Here is a 19,640-nt window from a genome sequence, read left to right on the forward strand (position 1 = left end):
ATTTCCATGCTGCAAGAGTACCGTAACGAACCTTTTACAGATTTTAGCCAGCCGGCTAACCGGGAAGCCATGACCCGGGCCCTGGCCCTGGTAGAAAGCCAGCTGGGCCAGAGCTATCCTCTGGTGATCGGCAAAGAGAAAATCATGACCGAGGAAAAACTGGTTTCCATTAACCCGGGCAACAAGGACCAGGTGGTGGGCTATGTAGCCAAAGCCAACCTGGAACTGGCTGAAAAAGCCATCAAAACTGCAGAAGAAACCTTTAGCACCTGGTCCCAGGTAGATCCTGCCGTACGGGCCCGTTATCTGTTCAAAGCAGCAGCCGAAATGCGGCGGCGCAAACATGAATTCTCCGCCTGGCTGGTTTATGAAGTCGGTAAAAACTGGGCTGAAGCCGATGCTGATACCGCTGAAGCCATTGATTTCATGGAATTTTACGGCCGGGAAATGCTGCGTCTGGCCGAACCCCAGCCCCTGACCCGCATTCCCGGTGAAGACAATGAACTGTACTATATTCCCCTGGGCGTAGGGGTAATCATCCCGCCCTGGAACTTCCCCCTGGCTATCCTGGTGGGGATGACCACTGCTGCCATCGTATCCGGCAATACTGTGGTGCTAAAGCCCGCTTCCGCTTCCCCGGTAATCGCCGCCAAATTCGTGGAGCTGATGGAAAGCGTCGGCCTGCCTCCCGGGATAATCAATTTCCTGCCGGGCAGCGGTGGTGCCATTGGCGACTTCCTGGTGGATCATCCCCGTACCCGTTTCATCTCCTTTACCGGTTCCATGGAAGTGGGACTGCGCATCTATGAGCGGGCAGCCAAACTGGCCCCTGGCCAGATCTGGCTGAAACGAGTAGTAGCGGAGATGGGCGGTAAGGATGCTATCATCGTCGACAAGGAAGCTGATCTAGAAGCCGCTGTTGAAGGGATAGTTGCTTCAGCTTTTGGCTTCCAGGGCCAGAAGTGTTCCGCCTGTTCCCGTGCCATTATCCATCAAGATGTCTATGACTATGTCCTGGAAAAAGTAGTGGAAAAGGCCAAACAAATCAAGGTCGGCCCTCCGCAAGATCCCGGCAACTTCATGGGTCCGGTGGTTGACCAAAAAGCCTATGAAAAAATCCTGGAGTATATGGAAATCGGCAAACAAGAAGGCCGTTTGATGTGTGGTGGTGGCAAAGCTGAAGGCAATGGCTTTTATCTCCAGCCCACTGTCTTCGCTGATGTCGATCCCCTGGCTCGCATTGCCCAGGAAGAAATCTTCGGTCCTGTAGTAGCCTTTATCAAAGCCCGGGATTTCGACCATGCCTTAGAAATTGCCAACAATACCATCTATGGTCTGACCGGTGCCGTCTATTCCACCAACCGCGAACATCTGGAAAAAGCCCGTCGCCACTTCCATGTCGGCAACCTCTACTTCAACCGTAAATGCACCGGGGCCCTGGTAGGCGTCCATCCCTTTGGTGGTTTTAACATGTCCGGCACCGACTCCAAGGCCGGTGGCCGCGACTATCTCCTGCTCTTCACCCAGGCCAAGGTGGTAAGTGAAAAATTATAAAAAGAAGGGGCTAAATAGCCCCTTCTTTTTTACCTGTCCACCAGTAAACCGGTAAGCCCAGGGCGGTAATGCCCAGGCTAAACAAGGAATCCAGAGGATTAGTAACCAAATTATTGAGTAAAATATAAGTTCCCCCTATCATTGCTACCAGCGGCACAAAAGGATAAAGGGGTACCCGGTACTGATCCTGGCCTATCTCCCTTCGCCGCAAAAGAAAAATTCCGGCCAGGCCTAAAACAAAGAAAATCCAGACGGAAAACATGGCCAGATCAGTAAGGCGATCAAAGCTCCCGGTGAGAATGAAGAAACATGCAATTATCACCTGCAAGAATATAGCGTTTACTGGGGTGCCAAAGGTCAGGTGAACTTTGCCGATCCAGTCACTGCCTGGTAATTGACCTTTTTGTCCCATGGCAAAAGGCACCCGGGCAGAAGTCAACAAATAACCATTCAATGCTCCGAAGATAGAGACCAGAATGCCGATACCGACAATACTGGCTCCAAATGTACCAAAGAGCATCTGAGCCGCATCCGTGGCTGGTGTAGCCGACTGTTCCAGCTGGGTCAGAGGCACTACCTTGAAAATTGCATAATTGATTGTCAGGTAAACAGCCATAACCAGCAACAGGCCGGAAGAAATAGCAATTGGTAAGTCCCGTTTGGGATTTTTCATCTCTCCAGCTACATAACTGACATTGAGCCAGCCGTCATAGGCCCAGAGAGTAGCCAGGATCGCCGCACCCAGACCGCTAATGGTAATGCGTGTTGCTGTACCGGTAAACAAGCCCAGTTGCTCCTGGCCCTGCCATAAACCAAAACCGATAATTGTCAGGATGGGTATGAGTTTGCCAATGGTAAAAATGGTTTGCACTCTACCGCCCTGTTTGGTGCCAGTTGTGTTAATCAACGCTACCAGCAATACCAGGCCGATAGCAACCAGAGTTTCTACCCAGCCAGAATAATGCAACAGCTGCCCGAGCTGGGCAGAAAAGATAATAGCCAGAGCTGCTACTATAGCCGGTCCGTAGATTACCGTTTGGACCCAGCCAAAGAGAAAACCAACAACTGGCCCATACAGTTCTTCCAGGTAGGCATATAGACCCCCTGTACGGGGAATTGCTACCGCCAGTTCCGCCATAGTCAAACCCGCCGCCAGAGTGATGATTCCACCTAGAATCCAGGCTCCCAACGACCAGGTCGGTGAACCGGTGGCTTTCAGGATCACAGCCGGTTTAAAAAAGACCCCTGCTCCAATAACCATACCCACTACTAGCATCATTGTTGTGAATAAGCCCAATTCCTTGCGCAACTGTTGTTCCAATGCTGCTCCTCCTTAGTATGTCAGTATTTAAAATTTGCCCTGTCTAATATAGCACAGCACCAGAACCTTTACAAGTATATTGTTTAGCTTTGAAAATAATTTATAATCCCATCACGCAGGGCCTGAGCCCAGCGTTGCCGCCAGGCGTTATCGGCCAGCAGTCTTTCTTCAATGGGGTTACTGATAAAGGCCAGTTCCACCAGTACTGCCGGCATCTGGGCTTTGCGAATGACCAGAAAATTGCCCTGTTTAATCCCCCGCCAGGGTAACCCGGGTTTTTGCAGGGGTGGTTCTAAGGCCTGTGCCAGCGACCGGGCAGTAGCATGATGGAAATAGATCTCAGTGCCCCTGGCTTCCCTATTGGTTGCAGAATTACAATGAACAGAAACAAAGATATGGGCCCCCTGACTATTGGCCAGCTTTACCCGCCGGGATAATTCCGCTACCCGGCTATCCGGTTCCCCTACCCGGTCACTATCCCGGGTTAAAATCACCTGGGCCCCGTCATTTTGTAAGAGCTGTTTCAGCTTCAGAACCACATCCAGAGTGACATCCTTTTCCTTCAAGCCACTGGGCCCTACCGCTCCCGGGTCAGGCCCGCCATGCCCGGCGTCCAGACAGATAATCCGGTTGGCCAGGGGTTTGACTGCTACCACTGGCTGGGAATCAATATAAACGATCCGATTACTGCCATCCCAGACCAGACGATGACCCAGGCTTTCCAGCAAAGGCCGGATAGGCACCCAGGTCTGGTTTTCCTGCAGCCGTCCAAAAAAGGGCAGGGCCTTGCCCTTATACACCAGCTTGACCTCATCCATCTAGCATCACCTCATTGAATTGTATGCACCGTTTGCCGGTGTCGCCACTGACCAAGAAAAAAAGAGCGGTCTAACCCGCTCCTGCATACTCTCCTTCTTCCTTTCCTACCATCCCGGCCGCCAAACCTGCCGCCCAGGCGGTTGTAATCAAACCAGTTCCTCCCCAGCTCATCCAGGGCAAGTTAATGGTAGTAATAGGAAACCAGCCGCTATTGGTCAGAAAATGCAAGGCCGTTGCACTTCCCAGCCAGGCCAGCAAAGCCCCTCGCACCATCAGGGGGTAATCCCCCTGCCAGTACTTTTCCCAGCGCCGCGGCCAGACCGCCCAAACCCAGGCCAGATAGGCAATAACCAGCAGTACAGCTGCTACCCAACCCAGTTTGTGGGCCAGGAAAGCAAAGAGATAATCATCTTCCGGTGATGAGATATAATAACTCTCCTGCCGCCAGGTAAAACCCTGGCCCCACCAGCCTGCTTCTGCCCACATGCGGCGCAGCCCCAGATAATCCTCACCCCCCTGCCCTGGTATGGGCCAGAGGACATTGTAAATACGCCCCTGCACATAGGGATGTAACCAGGCCAGACCACTAAACAGCAACAGTCCCAGGGCTCCGGCCAACCCTTCTCTCAGACCGAAATTGCCCTTCAGGACCAGCACCGTCAGGCCTGCTGCCCAGAGGACAGGAATCTGGCTGAAATCGGGCTGAGCTGCCAGCAGCAAACTCTCGCCCATTAAAAGGGCCAGCATCCAGCGCCGCCGGGGTAAGAGGGGTAAGACCAAACAGGTAGTAAGCAGCATCAAACCAGCAGGGGCAATTACCAGATCACCCAGCTTGAGCCAGCGAGCTGCCCCGCCGGCCGCTATACTCCAGCCAGGCACCAGCAAAAAACCGTTTAGCACTACTGTAATTGCCCACATACTCCAGGCCCAGTTTTGCCAGAAAGGCACAGTAGTCCGCCAGGCCAGAAAGAAGGCCAGCAGGGCCAGGAGAGCGAACTGGGCCTGCCGTAAGCCATAGGCATGGTAATTGCCATAATCCTGCCAGGAACGCACGGCTGTGGCTCTGTCCACCAGCATTACCCCAATTGCCATCAGAGACAACGGCAACAGGAGAGCCAGGGTGCGGCGCAAATCAAGCATTTCCCTTCCTCCCAATTCGGGATATAATATTATTATCCATTATATCACAGAAAGGAGCAAATTCCTTGCGCAAATGGCTGACCTATTCTGTTCCCCCCGAACAAGCCGGTTTGACGGTGGAAACTATTCTGCGCCAGCAGTTACAGGTATCAGGGCGGGCGATTCAGCGCCTGACCCGCCGCCGGGGAATTTTGCTCAATGGTCGTGCCCCTTTTTTGGGCCATACCGTAAAAGCAGGAGATGAGCTGAAAGTCCTGCTGGAAACCGCTGCTCCGGCCCCCGGTCTAACCCCGATACATATGGCTTTAGATATTCTTTTTGAAGATGAACAGTGCCTGGCTCTTAACAAACCGGCAGGTATAGCTGTTCATCCCGGTGGACCGCACCAGGGGCAAAAACCGACTCTGGCCCATGGTGTAGCCTATTACCTGCAGCAAAAAGGTCTGGCCCCGGTGGCCCATCCTGTCCACAGACTGGACCGGGACACCAGTGGCGTTGTTCTCTTTGCCAAACACAGCCATGCCCATCATGTACTGGACCAGCTACTGCGCAGCGGCAAAATCATCCGCTATTACCAGGCCATCGTTTTGGGCCAGCCTCCGGCTGAAACGGGAGAAATTTCAGCTCCCATCGGCCCTCATCCCCATCATCCACAGTTACGCGCCATCATTCCTGCGGGGCAGCCTGCCCTTACCCGCTACCGCCTTCTACAAACCGGGAAGGAATGGTCCCTGCTGGAACTGGAGCTGGTTACCGGTCGTACCCACCAAATTCGAGTACATTTAAGCCACCTGGGCTGTCCTATTCTGGGGGACAAATATTATGGCGGTCCGGCCGCTCCCCTGGCCCCTCGTCCTCTGCTCCACTGCCAGCGCCTGGTTTGGCCAGGACAGGGAATTAGCGCTCCGTTACCTGCCGATTTTCGGAATTTTTTAAAATAGCTTTTAGTATGGTTGTTAATATGTTAAAATAAAAGAAATCTAAATATTTGGAGGAGAAAGAATGCCCCAGTTTTCCATTGCACTAATCACAGACAGCGCCTGCGATCTACCCCCGACCTTGTTAGAAGCGCTGCAAATTCACGTCCTGCCCTTTGGCATCAATTATCAGGATGGTCAGTTCCTGGACCGGGTAGATATCCAGCCCGAGGATATCTATGCTCGCTTGCCGGTTGAAATCCCCACCACTTCCATGCCCACTCCCGGCGCGGTTCTGGCTTTGCTGGACCAACTGAAGGCTGAAGGCTACAAACAGGTACTGGCCATCCATATCTCCAGCAGTCTTTCTGGTACCTGGCAAATGGTACAGACCATAGCCAGCCAGTATGAAGGCCTGGACATCCGGGTATTTGACAGCCGTTCCCTTTCCTTCGGTCAGGGTTTTCTGCTTCTGGAAGCCGCCCGGATGCTGCGCAGCGGCCAAACCGATCTGGATACTATCTGGCAGCGCTTAGTACATCTGCGGGATACTAGCCGTGTCTTTTTTATCCTCGATACGCTGGAATATCTCCACCGGGGCGGTCGTATTGGTGCGGTTTCCGCCTTTCTTGGGCAAATGCTCAATCTAAAACCCATTATTTCTGTTGATAAAGAAGGCAAGTATTTTTCCTTCACAAAAGTAAGGGGAAAAAAACTGGGGTTAAAAGAATTGCTGAAAATAGGCGAACAGCTGGCTAAAGAAACCCCTTGCCGGCTGGCTGTTCTGCATGGCGCCGCCGAGGCAGAGGCACGGGAGCTTTACAAAAAACTGAAAGAGCTCCCCACTGTGGTAGAAAGCTTTCTGGAACAGATTTCCCCGGCTCTTGGCATCCATACCGGCCCTGGTCTGGTAGGTTTTGTTTTCTGTGAAGCATAAAAGCTGTCCTTGCGGACAGCTTTTTTATTGAGCCAGCACCAGGGCCAGCAACTCCTGCCGATTGCGCGGCAGCGGCCGGTTAGTTAGCCCCCGTTGCCTCAAGGCCTGATATACCTCAACCAGCCAGGGCTGAGTCAGATCTGCCTGTTGCAGAAGCTTTTCATCCAGGAAAATTTCCGCCGGTGTTCCCTGCCCGATTACCCGTCCCTGTTGCATGACATAGACATAATCTGCCCAGTCATAGGCCAGTTCCACATCATGGGTGGAAAGGATGACCGTTGTCCCCTTGTCGCTAATATTATCCAGCAATTCCATTACTTGTCTGGAATGGCGCGGATCCAGCCAGGCTGTAGGCTCATCACAAATCAGCACTTCCGGCTCCATGGCCAGAATGGCCGCCAGGGAAACCCGTTTTTTCTGCCCGTAACTCAAGGCATGGGTCGGTTTATCCCGTAAATGGCTGATCTCCGTGGCTGCCAGAGCCTGTTCCACCCTCCGCCGCACCTCCGCTTCCGCCAAGCCTAGATTGAGGGGGCCAAAGGAAATCTCCTGATAGACACTGGCGGAAAATAGCTGGCTATCCGGGTCCTGAAAAACAATCCCCACCCGTTTGCGCAGCTCCAGTAAATCTTTATGTTTATAGCTGACTTTATGCCCGGCAAAACGGATTTCCCCCCGCCGGGGCCGTAAAATTCCGTTAAAGTGCAAAAACAGGGTGGATTTGCCCGCCCCATTGGACCCCAGCACGGCAATTTTCTTTCCCCGTTCAATCGCCATATTCACACCCTGCAATGCTACCGTCCCATCCGGATAGGCAAATTCCACGGCACAGGCCTCAAGAATGAAAGATGACAATTTTTTCTCCTCCCCCGTTTAATGCCATAAACCAGAGTACCATTTGTACCAGAGCAATCAAGGCCAGATTGGCACCGGACCAGTGATATTCCGGTTCCAATACCCTTAACTCCCCCTGATAACCCCTGGCCTCCAGAGCTTGATAGAGCTGGCGGGAACGCTGCTGGGATTTGAACAACAGAGCGGTTATCAACTGGCCCAGGGAGCGGTAGGAATTGCCCAGACTGGCATAGCCCCAGCGGGAAGCCTGGGAAATCTGGATCTGTACTGCTGTTTCCGCCAGCACAAAGATAAAGCGATAAACCAATCCCATCAGTTCCAGTAGCAGGGGCGGAATCTGCAAACGGCGCAGAATTCCCAGGATCTCAACCATCGGTGTAGTCAGGATGAGAAAGTAAAGGCAGCTGACAGCAGCCAGAGCCTGTAGTATAACCCGCAGGGCCAGCCCCAGCTGCCGCCAGTCAATCCCTGCAAACAGCGGCCCGATTTTCCAGGTTATAATCCCACTAACCGGCTCGGTACTGAGGCTTAACAAAATCGTCCAGGCACTGAGCAGCAAAAAGGAAAAAGGCAAAAGCAGCAGCCGCACCAGATAGCGCAAGGGTATACCAGCCCGCCCCCATAAAATTCCATTCATTATTAGCAGCACCAGGCCCGTTACCACCGGTTGGGGATGGCTCAAGACCGCCCCCATAGTTAATCCGGTCAATAGCAATTTTTCCAGAGGATGAACATGACGCAGCCGGTTATTATAAGCAAATTGATCGATATTAAACATGCCCTTTTTTCTCCTCTGCCTGTTTTTTGCCGCGAAGATAGCCTAAATAATAGCCAATAAAACCACTGCCCAGGGCTGCTTGCAGGGCAAAGAGCAAGCTTTCCACTTCCCCGCTGGGCGGTTGCCAGAAATTCTGGAACCAGGGCTTGTAGTCAGGACGCAACTGGCTGATCACTTCTTCCGCCTGCCCATCAGCTCCAGCGAAAGGGGCATTGGGCAACAGGACAAGAGGTCCTAAAGATAAAACCACGGCCATTAGCAATAAAATAAGATTTTGCTTTTTCATCTTAACCCTCCTCCGTCAGAACTGCCAGTTCCACTAACTCCTGGCGGTTATAATTGCTGATGGTATTAAAGACCACTACAGTCAGCAAGCCTTCGCTGATGGCCAGCGGAATCTGGGTAAGGGCAAAAATCCCGGCAAATTTGAGAAAGGCAGCAATGAGCCCACCGGTGGGAAATGCCAGGGCCAGCTGAACCGATGTCACCAGATAGGTAGCCAGGTCCCCCAGGGTAGCGGCCAGAAAAATGCTGAAACTGCGGTTCACCCCGGTTTTTTGCAAAAGCTTGTAAAGTCCATAGGAAACCAGAGGGCCAGTAATAGCCATAGAAAAGGCATTGGCTCCTAAAGTAGTTACCCCGCCATGGGCCAGCAGTAAAGCCTGAAAAAGGAGAACAATCGTGCCCAGCACCATCATGGCAGCTGGACCAAACAGGATAGCTCCCAGCCCCACTCCCGTTGGATGGGAACAGCTACCGGTTACGGAAGGTATTTTTAATGCAGATAGTACAAAGGCAAAAGCTCCCACCAAACCCAGGAGCATCTTTACTCCGGGGTTGGCTTTTACTATCCGGTTTATCCGGTACAAACCCCAGGCCAAAAAGGGCAAGAACAGCAAATACCATAATCCCGCCCAAACCGGCGGCAGGAAGCCTTCAGCTATGTGCATGGCATAAGCATTAACAGGGGCATTTAAAGTAAACCATAATAAACCCAAACCAATCAGAACTAATGACTTGTACTTTTTCATCTACTCTTCCCCTCCCAGCATTGCAAAATAAAAAATCCCCAGCCTTATGACCAGGGAAGGCAAGGCGCTCAGCTTAACGGACAGCCTGAAGCAAACCACCTCCCATTTGCATAAAGGTGTGTTTCAGCAGGCCGGTTACTGGCTGAGGTTCATCGCTGGCCCCTCACAATGAGCCCGCTCACCAACACAGTAAATGCTCGGATTCGCACCGGATACCGTTTAAGCCGACCCCTCAGGGCCAGGCGCCTCTGTTATTCTTTTTTAACAGTAATTATCATAGCATATTATGGTCATTTTTACAAGTCTTTGCCTGAATTTTCTGTTAAACTCAACCAGAGATAATGGGTTACCCAGCTCCGGTAGGGCCGCCAGCCTTCCCCGATTTCCCGTACTTCAGCTTCAGTTGCCTGGCGTCCCAGCCCCCACAGCTGCCCAACCGCATTACGTAAACCGATATCCGCTGCCGGCAACAAGTCCGACCGCCCCTGGCCAAACAGCAGGATACACTCTGCTGTCCAGCGCCCAATGCCCCGCCAGGAAATTAAATAGCTCATCGCCTCCTGTTCCGGCATGGTTTCAACCTTGCTCCAGTTCAGCTGGCCTGTTGCTGTAGCCTGGGCCACTCCCAGTACATATTCTGCCTTACTGCGGCTGAACTTGAGTAAACGTAAATCTTCCGCGGTCAACCTGACCAGTTGTTGCGGCTCAGGAAACAACAGCCAGTCCACCCCTTCCCAGTGCCACTGGCAATTACAACGGACCAGCAAATTCCGTTTCAGCTGGGCGCAAAAACTGAGATTGAGCTGCTGGGCAATTATAGAGCTAATGGCCGCTTCATAAAGAGTCGGCTCCAGGATCATGCGCTGACCATAGAAACGCTCCACCAGAGCAGCCAGGGGAAGATGCTGGCGGCAAAACTGATAAAAAGCAGGCAAATCAAAATTCAGGCAAAAGACATGGCTTAAATAGGCAATAGCCCGTTCCTGCCAGTCAGGCGGTAGCTCGGGGCCAGCCACCTCAATATGCCAGCAGGGTTTGGTTACTGTGCCTTCTTCCTGTACTGTCAATAAAACAGGTCGACCATCCCAGCTCAGGGCCTTTTGTAAACCATTCTCCCCCAGCCGGTAGAGTACATCCTGACCGGCAGAACGCATTCGTTTCAGCATTCCCGGTAAATCGGTAGGAGCAGGGGGATTCCAGTAAAATTCGTGTTGCATCCATTAACCCTCCATTTCCTCTCCATTTTACCACAAATAGAAAAAGAGGAAAGCGGCCTTTAGCCGTTTTCCTCTTCTAACCGTTTCAGCTCCTCTACCAGCAGAGCCAGTTCCTCGTCATCCTGAGCGAAGTAGATGGCCCCCGGTCCGCAATGGACCACACAGGTGCCACAGCTCATGCATTTCTCCCGATCATAGACGATTTCACCCCGTTCTTTGTCATAGCGCAGGGCCAGGGGTACACAATAGGTCGCTGCCGGACAGTCCTTGTTCTGGTCACATAGCTTTTTGTCGATGTAGATAGGCATCCCGCTCTTCCTCCTTCTTCCTCCCATATTCTTCCCCATCCACCTTACAGGCGGATTGACAGCTGGAAATTTCTTGCCCTGTGTGATAGTATAGTTTACGCGCCAGCCATTCTACCGGACCCATGAAAGTATCACTTCTGTCTTGATTTATACTATACCCTTGTATTGTATATTTTATGATAAATTGCTGTTGCCGTCAACCACTATAACACCATGAGGAGGTAAAGGTATATGAAACGGGACACGATTTTATTTGACCTGGACGGTACATTACTGCCTATTGATCAGGAATTATTCATGCAGGAATATTTGCAGGCGGTAGCTGAGCATTTCCACTGGCTGGCAGACCGCAAAACCTTTTTACGCCACTTCTGGCAGGCTACTGAGGCCATGATCGCCAATGATGGCCGCCTTACCAATGCCGAAGCTTTCTGGCATACCTTTACCCGTCTGACAGAAAAGGGACAGGAAGAACTCCTGCCCCATTTTGAAAAATACTATCTTGAAGTTTTTCCGCAGCTGAAAAAGTGCTGTCAGCCTACGCCCCTGGCCCGGCAGGTGGTAGAAAAAGCCCTGGCCAAAGGCTACCAGGTAGTGCTGGCCACCAATCCCCTCTTCCCTGTGGAAGCTACCCGGGAACGCATGCACTGGGCTGGTATCGCCGACCTGCCCTGGCTCCATGTCACCTATTATGACAGCTACCGCAGTTCCAAACCAGCAGTCCGTTATTTCCTTGAAGTATGTGAAAATATTAACCGCCCCCCGGAAGCCTGTTTCATGTTCGGCAATGATGCGCAGGAGGACCTGGTGGCTACCACTCTGGGTATCACCACCGGTCTGGTCACTGATTGCCTCATCGACCGGGGTGAACCCACTTATCCCGCTCACTGGCGAGGAACCCTGGCCGAGCTCCTGGACTGGCTGGACCAGCTTCCTGCCCTTTAACTCTTGTTCCGCCAGAAGTCCAGGCTCTTTTGCCAGATCTCTTTCTTGCTCAATTCCCGGGGCCAGCGCTCCACCGGGGTGCCTTCCCGCATGGCAGCGGCTACATTGGCAAAGACCTGGCGGTTTTGCCGGCCAAGCTGGCGTAACAGCTCCTTCACTTCTGCCCTTTTGGTATAGCCATCTAAAGGACAGGGGCTGGGGATGGGTTGAATCCCTAGCTCCTTCCCAGCTCGCCGGATTTCCTTCTCCCGGAAATAGACCAGCGGCCGGATTACCCAGAGCTGGCTTTCATCCAGCCAGGTTTTGGGCTGGAAAGTCTGGATTTGGCCACTGTAAAGGATGCTCATCAAAAAGGTTTCTACGGCATCATCATAGTGATGGGCATAAGCCACCTTGTTGAAACCATGGGCTCTGGCAAAGGCATTGAAGGTTCCGCGCCGAAAAAAAGAACAGCGGGCACAGGCACTTTGCCGATCCTCCCCCAGGGCCAGCTCGCTAATTTTAGTATGAACAGTATAAAAAGGCACATCTACTCGCTGACAAAAGGCCTCCAATTCCTGCCGGGGAAAACCCGTTTCAAAGCCCAGGTCAATGGTCAGGGCCCCTACTTCAAAAGGGAAAGGCGCATGCTTGCGTAATACCGAAAGGGCATAGAGCAAAAAAGAACTGTCCTTCCCGCCAGAAAAGCCTACCAGCACCCGGTCCCCCGGACTGAGCAAATCAAATTCGATAATAGCCCGCCAGAGAGGGCGAATATATTTTTTCGGCAAAGCTAAACGCACGGTTATTCAGCTCCTGTCCCTGGATTAGTTAATATGAGCCTGCAGGTTGGCCCTGGTTATCTGGCCATGGCTGGTATGCCAGAGGGGACTGGTCCCATCCAGCCAGAGAACCTGGGGACTGGCATGGGCTACCCCACTCACTTCGGCCAGGCGGTTACTCACCGGTCGGGCTGCCTGCACTACAATGCGATAGACTACCTGCTCCGGCCCCCGTTCAGCCAGCCATTGTTCCACTTCCTGGTGAGCCCGGGCACTGATAGGACAGGTAGCGCTGTGTTTAAAAAACAGCTTTTTCCCGCCTTGACGCAAAATTTCCTCCAGTTCTTCCACCTGCATTACATCGATGAATTTTCCCATGACTGCTCCTCCTTCAATAACCATTTTCCCACCATCCAGGTAACAATAATAGCCATCACCGTCCTGGCTGTCAACAACAGCCATCCACTGGCACCAATCCTGGCAAACAAAAGGGTATCTTCGATGATAGCATGATTGAGTACCAGAAAGATACTGAGCAAATGCAAATCCTTGCGGGACAGTTCCCCCTCCCGGGCCGCCGCTATTATCACCCCGGCCCCATAGGCAATACCGAAAACCAAACCTACCAGCAAGGGCAAAGCCGCTGCCCGGGACAGATGGATTTTGCCCAGAGCCGGGGCCAGCCAGCCGGCCGCTATATCCAGCCATTTTAGATCTTTCAGAATCTCCAGTACCAGCATAATAGGTATGACGATAACGGCCACATCCCAGATCAGCCGCAGGCTCCCCATGCCGATGGACAGTATTGTTTCCACCCCTGCTCACCTACCAGAATAAATTCAAAATGATCCCCGCCAAAAAGGAAAAACCCAATCGCACTGCTACCAGCGGCCAGCCAGCGATTCCAGTCTGACGGGAAACAGCGGTTTCTACCAGTAAATTATGGGAAAGCAACAGCATTAAAGAGATAATGGTAATCTGTTTCCCCGTTAAGGTGATAGCCGCCATGGCCCCAATGGCAGCATAGAGATTGAGCAAATTGCCGATCACCAGGGCGGTAGCCGCTTCCCCTGGTAAACCGAACAGGGCCATCAAGGGCCGACAAATATCCGCCAACCAGGTAAACAGGGGCGTCAGTTTAAGTAAGTTCACTGCTATGTAGATAGGTAGCATGGTTTTGGCCAGCACCCAGGTGGTATTTATCCCCTTTTTCCAGCCTCTGTATAATGTCTCCTGCCAGTTCACTCTCCATCCTCCAGTTTACAGTATTTCTGTTTCCACCTCACCCACCCGCAGGCGCGGTTCCGCTTCCAGCCAGTCGATAATAGCCTGGAGCTGGCTGCCCGCATGAGCTGAATTGCCGCCAATGACAGCAATGCCCAGGGTGATTTTCTGCCACAAATCCTGATCGGCTATCTCTGCCACCGCCACATTGAATTTGCTGCGCATTCTGCTAATTATACTCTGTAAAACCCGTCTTTTATCCTTCAGGGAATGCCCATCTGCCAGGTAAAGGGTAATCCGTCCACAGCCAATAATCAATCTGGTCACCAGCCTTTTCTTTTCAACAAGTGAGAAAACCCCCGCTGGCAGCGGAGGTAAGTTGTTCAGAAATGAAAATTAGCTTTAATTCGGGCCACTGCTTCCTGTAAGAGCGGCACTTCCTGGGTCAGGGCGATGCGTACATATCCTTCCCCCTGCGCCCCAAAGGCATGACCGGGAATCACCAGCACTCCGGCTTTTTCCAGTAATGTGAGGGCAAACTCCATGGAAGTGGAAAAACCGGCCGGAATCCGGGCCCATAAAAACATGGAGCCTTTCGGTTTGGGAATCTGCCAGCCCGCTTCAGCCAGTCCTTCTACCAGCACATCCCGCCGTTTCTGATAAGTAGCTGCATTTTCCCGAACAAAATCCTGGGGACCTTCTAAGGCCGCAATTGCTGCCTCCTGAACCGCGCTAAAAACTCCATAATCGATATTGGATTTGATTTTATTCAGGTTGGCGATAACCTCCTGATTGCCTACTACAAAGCCTATACGGCAACCCGCCATATTAAAGGACTTGGAACAGGAGTGAAACTCCACCCCTACCTCCCTCGCCCCGGGTACCTCCAGAAAACTCATAGGCTTAAAACCATCAAAAGCCAGTTCGGAATAGGCCGCATCATGACAAACCAGTAAATCATACTGCCGGGCGAATTCCACTGCCTGCCGGAAAAAGGCTCGGTCCGCCACCGCCGCCACCGGATTGCTGGGGTAATTGAGGGTCAGCAGTTTCGCCCGCCGGGCCACCTCTGCCGGAATATCCTCCAGCCGGGGCAGAAAACCGTTTTCTTCCTTCAGCGGCAAAGGATATAATTCCCCTCCGGCCAGCAAGATACTGGCACTATAAATGGGATAGCCCGGATCAGGTACCAGAGCCAGGTCTCCCGCCTCAATATAGGCCCAGGCCAGATGGGCCAGCCCGTCCTGGGATCCCATCAACACCAGCACTTCCCGCTCCGGATCCAGCTCCACATCAAAACGGCGCTGATACCAGCGGGCAATAGCTTGCCGTAACTCCAAACAGCCCTCAAACACCGGATAACGATAATTAACATCCTTTTCAATCCCGGCACGCAAGGCAGCTTTTATATGCGGAGCAGGAGGGCGGTCCGGGCTGCCAATCCCCAGATTGATCACTGGCAAGCCCCGGGCCTCCACTTCCCGCTTTTTGGCCTCCATTACGGAAAAAATCCCGGTAGTCAGCAGTTCGATACGCCGTGCTACCTGAACCATCCAACCCACTCCCCTTTCACAATAATAATAACACAAAGGGAGGCAGATTGTCAGCAAGGGTCTCTATCCGGTAGTCTCTGGCTCTGCAAGATCCGCAGAGCATTTAAAACAGCCAGCAGAGCCACTCCTACATCAGCGAAAACCGCTTCCCACATGGTGGCCAGTCCTCCGGCTCCTAACAGAAGTACCATCCCTTTTACCCCAAAAGCCAGGGCAATATTCTGCCAGACAATTTGTTTGGTGCGGCGGGCTATCTGCACGGCTTCTACCAGCTGTACCGGTTCATCCCGCATCAGCACCACATCTGCAGCTTCAATGGCAGCATCTGCCCCCAGCCCCCCCATGGCGATTCCGATATCGGCCCGGGCCAAGACAGGAGCATCATTGATGCCATCACCCACAAAAGCTACTTTCCCTTGAGCAGTTTTTTCCTGTTCGATTTTTTCCAGCCAGACTACTTTGTCCTGGGGCAACAATTCCGCTTTAACCTCAGTAATACCCAGCTGTTCCGCTACCTGCCGGGCCGCTGCCTGGCTATCCCCGGTCAGCATCACCAGCCGCCGGATGCCCAGCTGCCGTAGACTGTTAATAGCTTGCTTTGCATCAGGTTTCAGCTGGTCTGCCAGCCGGATATAGCCGGCATATTCCCCGGCAAGGGCCAGCCAGATTACCGTGCCTTCCACCTCTGTTACCGGTACGGCAATACCTTCTGTCTCCAGCAGTTGCCGTTTACCAGCAATAACCCTGGTACCCTGGACCACAGCCTTCACACCCTGGCCGCTGATTTCTTCATACTCGCTGACCAGAACCTGCTCTACCGGCTGTCCCCAGGCTGCCAGCACTGAACGGGCCAGGGGATGATTAGAAAAACTCTCCGCCAGTGCCGCATAGGCCAGTATCTCTTCTCTGGACCACTTTCCCGCCGGTACTACCTCTACCACCTGAAAAACCCCCTGAGTCAGGGTCCCGGTTTTGTCAAATACTACTGCTTCCAGTTTACTCAGGGCTTCCAGATAATTGCCCCCCTTGACCAGGATCCCCCGGCGGGCTGCCGCTCCCAGACCTCCAAAGAAACCGAGGGGAATGGAAACCACCAGGGCACAGGGGCAGGAGACAACCAGAAAGACCAGGGCCCGGTAAAGCCAGAGGGAAAAACCCGCTGTCGAAAAGGTCAAAGGTGGAATCAAGGCTATTGCTGCAGCCGCCAGCACCACCGCCGGGGTATAATAGCGGGCAAAAGTGGTAATAAAGTTTTCCGTCGGCGCTTTCTGGGTAGCAGCAGATTGCACCAGCTCCAGGATACGGGCTACAGCGGATTCCTCATAGGCCCTGGTTACTTCAATGGTCAACAGCCCATTCTGATTAATAAATCCCGCCAGCACTTCATCTCCTTCCCGTACCGTACGTGGCAAAGCTTCCCCGGTTAAAGCCGAAGTATCCACCGTTGAGGAGCCTAGCACTATTCTCCCGTCCAAGGGTATTTTTTCCCCTGCTTTTACCAGAATGAAAGCTCCCACCGGCACCTCCTCCGGCTTCACCCTTTTTACTTCCTGCCCCAGCAACAAATTGGCCGAGTCAGGACGGATAGCCAGCACCGCCTGAATGGAACGGCGGGAACGCTGTACAGCCATATCCTGCAAAAGCTCACCCACCTGGTAAAAAAGCATCACCGCTACCGCTTCCGGATATTCCCGCAGGGCAAAAGCGCCCAGAGTTGCAATGGTCATGAGGAAATTTTCATCAAACACCTGCCCCCTGCCGATATTTTTCATAGCCTTGAGTACTATTTCCCCACCCACCAGGCCATAGGCCAGCAAGAACAGCAGCAATTCCAGCCCTGTCGGCATTTTCAAAACCAGGGCCAGCAGGTAAACCAGCGCTCCTATTCCTAAACGCAACAATTCCCCTTTTTTTACTGCTGTCAGGAGTTGCTCCTCTGGTAATCCTTTCTCTTCTTCCCTGACTTCCAGTCCCGCCTCTATCTGCTGTGCAATCCGCGCAGCTTCAGTCACAATCCGGTCTGTTTCCTCCTGGTTCTCCACCTCGATCGTTAATCTCTGGGCAACAAAATCCAGAGTGGCTGCCCTCACCCCATCCAGGTTACGCACCTTTTCCTCGATTTTAGCAGCACAATTGGCACAGGACAGGCCCTGTAACAGCAGGACCTTTTGGGCATGCTGTTTCGCTAGCAATCCTTTGTTCATCTTTATCCCTTCTTGCCATTATTTTTCAGTAATATGCAGGAAACCCTGATCAAAAATCTGTTTAATATGTTCATCATCCAAGGAATAATAAACTATCTTTCCTTCCTTGCGGTTTTTGACCAGCCGTGCCTGTTTCAATACCCGGAGTTGGTGGGAAATGGCCGATTGAGACATATTAAGCAAGGCTGCAATATCACAGACACACATTTCTGCCGCAAACAGGGCATACAGAATTTTGATTCTGGTAGTATCACCAAACACCTTGAACAGCTCCGCCAGGTCATATAACTGCTCTTCCGCCGGCATTTTTTCCTTTACCTGTTTTACGACCTCCTCATGGATAATGGTACAATCACAGCGCTCCATCCTCTCACCCCCTGTTTTCATTTGATTGTTTGAACACTTATTCATATATCCTGTTATGATTATATGCATTTAGCAAAAAAATGTCAAACAAAAAGAAAAGCCGCAGGTTAAACCTGCGACTTGCGTCCCTGTGTCAATTGAATTTCCCCCAGAAACAGGGTTAACACTGCTCCCAGGATGACAAACACCATACCATAGCGAAAAACATGCTGCAAGGTATCAACAAGAGAAGTTTTCAAAATGGGTACCAGTACCCGTTGCAAGGCCAGAGGCATTTTTTGCATTGCAGCTGGGTTTAGCAAGGTAGAATAGAGGGCCTGGGCATTATGACTGATCTGTTCCTGCAACTGTCTGGCCCAGGATTGAGCCTGCGCCGGCAGCTGAATTAGAAAAGGTTTCATTTTCTCAGTCAGCAAATGGCTGGAACGGTAATTCATCACCGCACCCAGAATGGTCATACCAAAAGTACCGCCAATTTGCCGGAAAAACTGGCTGGAGGAAGTAACGATTCCCAGTTCCTGCTTGCTAAAGGATTCCTGTAAGGCCAGAGTCGTCAATGGCATCACCAGACCTATTCCTACCCCCAGAACACCCATATACACCATGGCCAGCTGCTTGCTGGTACTCATATCCATGGTAGATAACAGCCAGAACCCTCCCACCATGGTTAACATACCCAGCAGCATCTGTTTTCTTAGCCCCAAAAATTGAACCAGCCGGCCACCAATAATACTAGCCGCCATCATGGCCAGCATCATGGGCATCATTACCGTTCCCGATTCAGACGGGCTGATGCCGATTATCCCTTGCATGAACAAGGGCACAAACATAATGGCTCCAAACATACCGATTGACATTAAAAAGCCAATGCCACTTAACAGGATGAAGACCCGGTTCTGGAAAAGGTGCAGGGGGAAGACCGGTTCACTGACACGGGTCTCTACCAGTATAAAAGCACTGAGCAGCAAAGCCGCCAAACCGAACAGGGAAAGAATTTGCCAGGACTGCCAGGGATACTCCTTGCCACCCAGGCTCAAAGCCAGCAATAGACTCACTACTCCAGCGATCAGGGTAAACATCCCCCGGTAATCAATTTGGACCCGTCGTTCCAGACGCTTGTTTTTGAGAGCAGTGGCGATTAAAAAAGTAGCCAGTAGCCCGGTAGGTAAATTAATGTAAAACACCCAGCGCCAGTTCCAGGCATCTACAATCCAGCCCCCCACCTGGGGCCCGATGATGGAAGACAGGGCAAAAACAGCCCCAAAAACTCCCTGCCACCTGGCCCGTTCTGCCCCAGTAAAAATATCCCCGATTACTACCATAGCCATCGGCATCATTACTCCTCCGCCGATGCCCTGCAGAGCCCGAAAGATAATGAGTTGTTCCATACTCTGGGCCAGCCCACAGAGAGCAGAGCCAAACATAAACAGCAACAACCCGGCAACATATACCGACTTACGCCCCAGCAAATCCGCCAGTTTACCGGCGATAGGCACAACCGCAGTGGAACTGAGCATATAGGCAGTAGTCAACCAGGTCATCATGCCCAGACCGCCCAGTTCCCCCACTATTCGCGGCATGGCTGTCCCCACGATGGTATTATCAAGAGCGGAAAACAACATCGCTACCAGTAACCCAAAAATCAATAGACCCCGTTTTTCCATGCCCTCTTCAGCCGTAATAGTGGTAGCCCATTCCTGTGTTTGCACT

General features: G+C 52.2%; 22 protein-coding genes. 4 read left to right on the forward strand and 18 right to left on the reverse strand.

Going from position 1 to position 19,640, the window contains the following annotated elements; genetic code table 11:
• The first annotated feature begins 6 nt into the window (after positions 1-6).
• A complete protein-coding gene (gene pruA / locus CTH_RS12295; protein ID WP_107754102.1) occupies positions 7-1,554 on the forward strand; it encodes an L-glutamate gamma-semialdehyde dehydrogenase in 1,548 nt (515 codons plus the stop codon).
• Between the two features lie 10 nt (positions 1,555-1,564).
• On the opposite strand, the gene CTH_RS12300 is transcribed toward pruA, so the two are convergent.
• The 3 genes from CTH_RS12300 to CTH_RS12310 form a co-directional block, all read right to left on the reverse strand.
• Entirely contained in the window at positions 1,565-2,875 is a 1,311-nt protein-coding gene (locus CTH_RS12300) for an APC family permease (RefSeq protein WP_078665792.1), read from the reverse strand.
• 83 nt (positions 2,876-2,958) lie between these two features.
• The gene (locus CTH_RS12305; RefSeq protein ID WP_078665791.1) at positions 2,959-3,693 is read right to left on the reverse strand and encodes an N-acetylmuramoyl-L-alanine amidase; all 735 of its coding nucleotides are present in this window, start codon (positions 3,691-3,693) and stop codon (positions 2,959-2,961) included.
• A 70-nt stretch (positions 3,694-3,763) separates the two neighbouring features.
• Positions 3,764-4,834, reverse strand: coding sequence for an FtsW/RodA/SpoVE family cell cycle protein (locus tag CTH_RS12310; RefSeq protein ID WP_107754104.1), 1,071 nt, complete (start codon positions 4,832-4,834; stop codon positions 3,764-3,766).
• A 65-nt stretch (positions 4,835-4,899) separates the two neighbouring features.
• On the opposite strand from CTH_RS12310, the gene CTH_RS12315 reads away from it, so the two are divergent.
• Together CTH_RS12315 and CTH_RS12320 are read left to right on the forward strand one after the other, a co-directional pair.
• Entirely contained in the window at positions 4,900-5,775 is an 876-nt protein-coding gene (locus CTH_RS12315; protein ID WP_159073892.1) for an RluA family pseudouridine synthase, read from the forward strand.
• Positions 5,776-5,836: 61 nt separating this feature from the next.
• Positions 5,837-6,688, forward strand: a complete 852-nt coding sequence (locus CTH_RS12320; RefSeq protein WP_078665789.1) for a DegV family protein — start codon at positions 5,837-5,839, stop codon at positions 6,686-6,688.
• A gap of 24 nt (positions 6,689-6,712) precedes the next feature.
• On the opposite strand, the gene CTH_RS12325 is transcribed toward CTH_RS12320, so the two are convergent.
• The 6 genes from CTH_RS12325 to CTH_RS12350 all read right to left on the reverse strand — a co-directional run bounded on the left by CTH_RS12325 (position 6,713) and on the right by CTH_RS12350 (position 10,877).
• Positions 6,713-7,543, reverse strand: coding sequence for an energy-coupling factor ABC transporter ATP-binding protein (locus tag CTH_RS12325; RefSeq protein ID WP_107754106.1), 831 nt, complete (start codon positions 7,541-7,543; stop codon positions 6,713-6,715).
• Positions 7,524-8,321: a cobalt ECF transporter T component CbiQ gene (gene cbiQ, locus CTH_RS12330; RefSeq protein ID WP_078665787.1), complete on the reverse strand. Its 798-nt coding sequence runs from the start codon at positions 8,319-8,321 to the stop codon at positions 7,524-7,526. The genes CTH_RS12325 and cbiQ overlap by 20 nt, the downstream gene beginning before the upstream one ends.
• Entirely contained in the window at positions 8,314-8,607 is a 294-nt protein-coding gene (locus tag CTH_RS12335) for an energy-coupling factor ABC transporter substrate-binding protein (RefSeq protein WP_078665786.1), read from the reverse strand. Before CTH_RS12335 ends, cbiQ begins: the two co-directional genes overlap by 8 nt.
• 1 nt (position 8,608) lies before the next feature.
• Positions 8,609-9,352 (reverse strand): energy-coupling factor ABC transporter permease, encoded by a 744-nt coding sequence (locus CTH_RS12340; protein WP_078665785.1) that lies wholly within the window; start codon positions 9,350-9,352, stop codon positions 8,609-8,611.
• 296 nt (positions 9,353-9,648) lie between these two features.
• Complete coding sequence (locus tag CTH_RS12345) at positions 9,649-10,569, reverse strand: DNA-3-methyladenine glycosylase family protein (RefSeq protein ID WP_078665784.1); 921 nt, start codon at positions 10,567-10,569, stop codon at positions 9,649-9,651.
• 59 nt (positions 10,570-10,628) lie between these two features.
• Complete coding sequence (locus CTH_RS12350; protein ID WP_159071958.1) at positions 10,629-10,877, reverse strand: 4Fe-4S binding protein; 249 nt, start codon at positions 10,875-10,877, stop codon at positions 10,629-10,631.
• A gap of 231 nt (positions 10,878-11,108) precedes the next feature.
• On the opposite strand from CTH_RS12350, the gene CTH_RS12355 reads away from it, so the two are divergent.
• On the forward strand, positions 11,109-11,822 hold the full coding sequence (locus tag CTH_RS12355) for an HAD family hydrolase (protein WP_078665782.1): 714 nt from the start codon (positions 11,109-11,111) through the stop codon (positions 11,820-11,822).
• Here CTH_RS12355 and CTH_RS12360 read toward each other — a convergent pair.
• The 9 genes from CTH_RS12360 to CTH_RS12400 form a co-directional block, all read right to left on the reverse strand.
• Positions 11,819-12,604 carry a tRNA 2-thiocytidine biosynthesis TtcA family protein gene (locus CTH_RS12360; protein WP_078665781.1) on the reverse strand — a complete coding sequence of 262 codons (786 nt, stop codon included), beginning with the start codon at positions 12,602-12,604 and terminating at the stop codon, positions 11,819-11,821. The two genes, CTH_RS12355 and CTH_RS12360, sit on opposite strands and share 4 nt — an antisense overlap.
• A gap of 24 nt (positions 12,605-12,628) precedes the next feature.
• Positions 12,629-12,961 carry a bacillithiol system redox-active protein YtxJ gene (gene ytxJ / locus CTH_RS12365; protein ID WP_159071959.1) on the reverse strand — a complete coding sequence of 111 codons (333 nt, stop codon included), beginning with the start codon at positions 12,959-12,961 and terminating at the stop codon, positions 12,629-12,631.
• Positions 12,940-13,398: a nucleoside recognition domain-containing protein gene (locus tag CTH_RS12370; protein WP_078665779.1), complete on the reverse strand. Its 459-nt coding sequence runs from the start codon at positions 13,396-13,398 to the stop codon at positions 12,940-12,942. The genes ytxJ and CTH_RS12370 overlap by 22 nt, the downstream gene beginning before the upstream one ends.
• A gap of 10 nt (positions 13,399-13,408) precedes the next feature.
• Positions 13,409-13,828, reverse strand: a complete 420-nt coding sequence (locus CTH_RS12375) for a nucleoside recognition domain-containing protein (RefSeq protein WP_078665778.1) — start codon at positions 13,826-13,828, stop codon at positions 13,409-13,411.
• A 15-nt stretch (positions 13,829-13,843) separates the two neighbouring features.
• The gene (locus tag CTH_RS12380) at positions 13,844-14,134 is read right to left on the reverse strand and encodes a DUF503 domain-containing protein (RefSeq protein WP_107754109.1); all 291 of its coding nucleotides are present in this window, start codon (positions 14,132-14,134) and stop codon (positions 13,844-13,846) included.
• A gap of 56 nt (positions 14,135-14,190) precedes the next feature.
• Positions 14,191-15,360: an LL-diaminopimelate aminotransferase gene (locus tag CTH_RS12385; RefSeq protein WP_078665776.1), complete on the reverse strand. Its 1,170-nt coding sequence runs from the start codon at positions 15,358-15,360 to the stop codon at positions 14,191-14,193.
• A 50-nt stretch (positions 15,361-15,410) separates the two neighbouring features.
• Positions 15,411-17,564 (reverse strand): heavy metal translocating P-type ATPase, encoded by a 2,154-nt coding sequence (locus CTH_RS12390; RefSeq protein ID WP_107754111.1) that lies wholly within the window; start codon positions 17,562-17,564, stop codon positions 15,411-15,413.
• An 18-nt stretch (positions 17,565-17,582) separates the two neighbouring features.
• The gene (locus CTH_RS12395; protein ID WP_143311978.1) at positions 17,583-17,930 is read right to left on the reverse strand and encodes an ArsR/SmtB family transcription factor; all 348 of its coding nucleotides are present in this window, start codon (positions 17,928-17,930) and stop codon (positions 17,583-17,585) included.
• 107 nt (positions 17,931-18,037) lie between these two features.
• On the reverse strand, positions 18,038-19,639 hold the full coding sequence (locus CTH_RS12400; protein ID WP_278308375.1) for an MDR family MFS transporter: 1,602 nt from the start codon (positions 19,637-19,639) through the stop codon (positions 18,038-18,040).
• Between the last annotated feature and the right edge of the window lies 1 nt (position 19,640).

The sequence above is a fragment of the Carboxydocella thermautotrophica genome, from assembly GCA_003054495.1.
Classification (GTDB): Bacteria; Bacillota.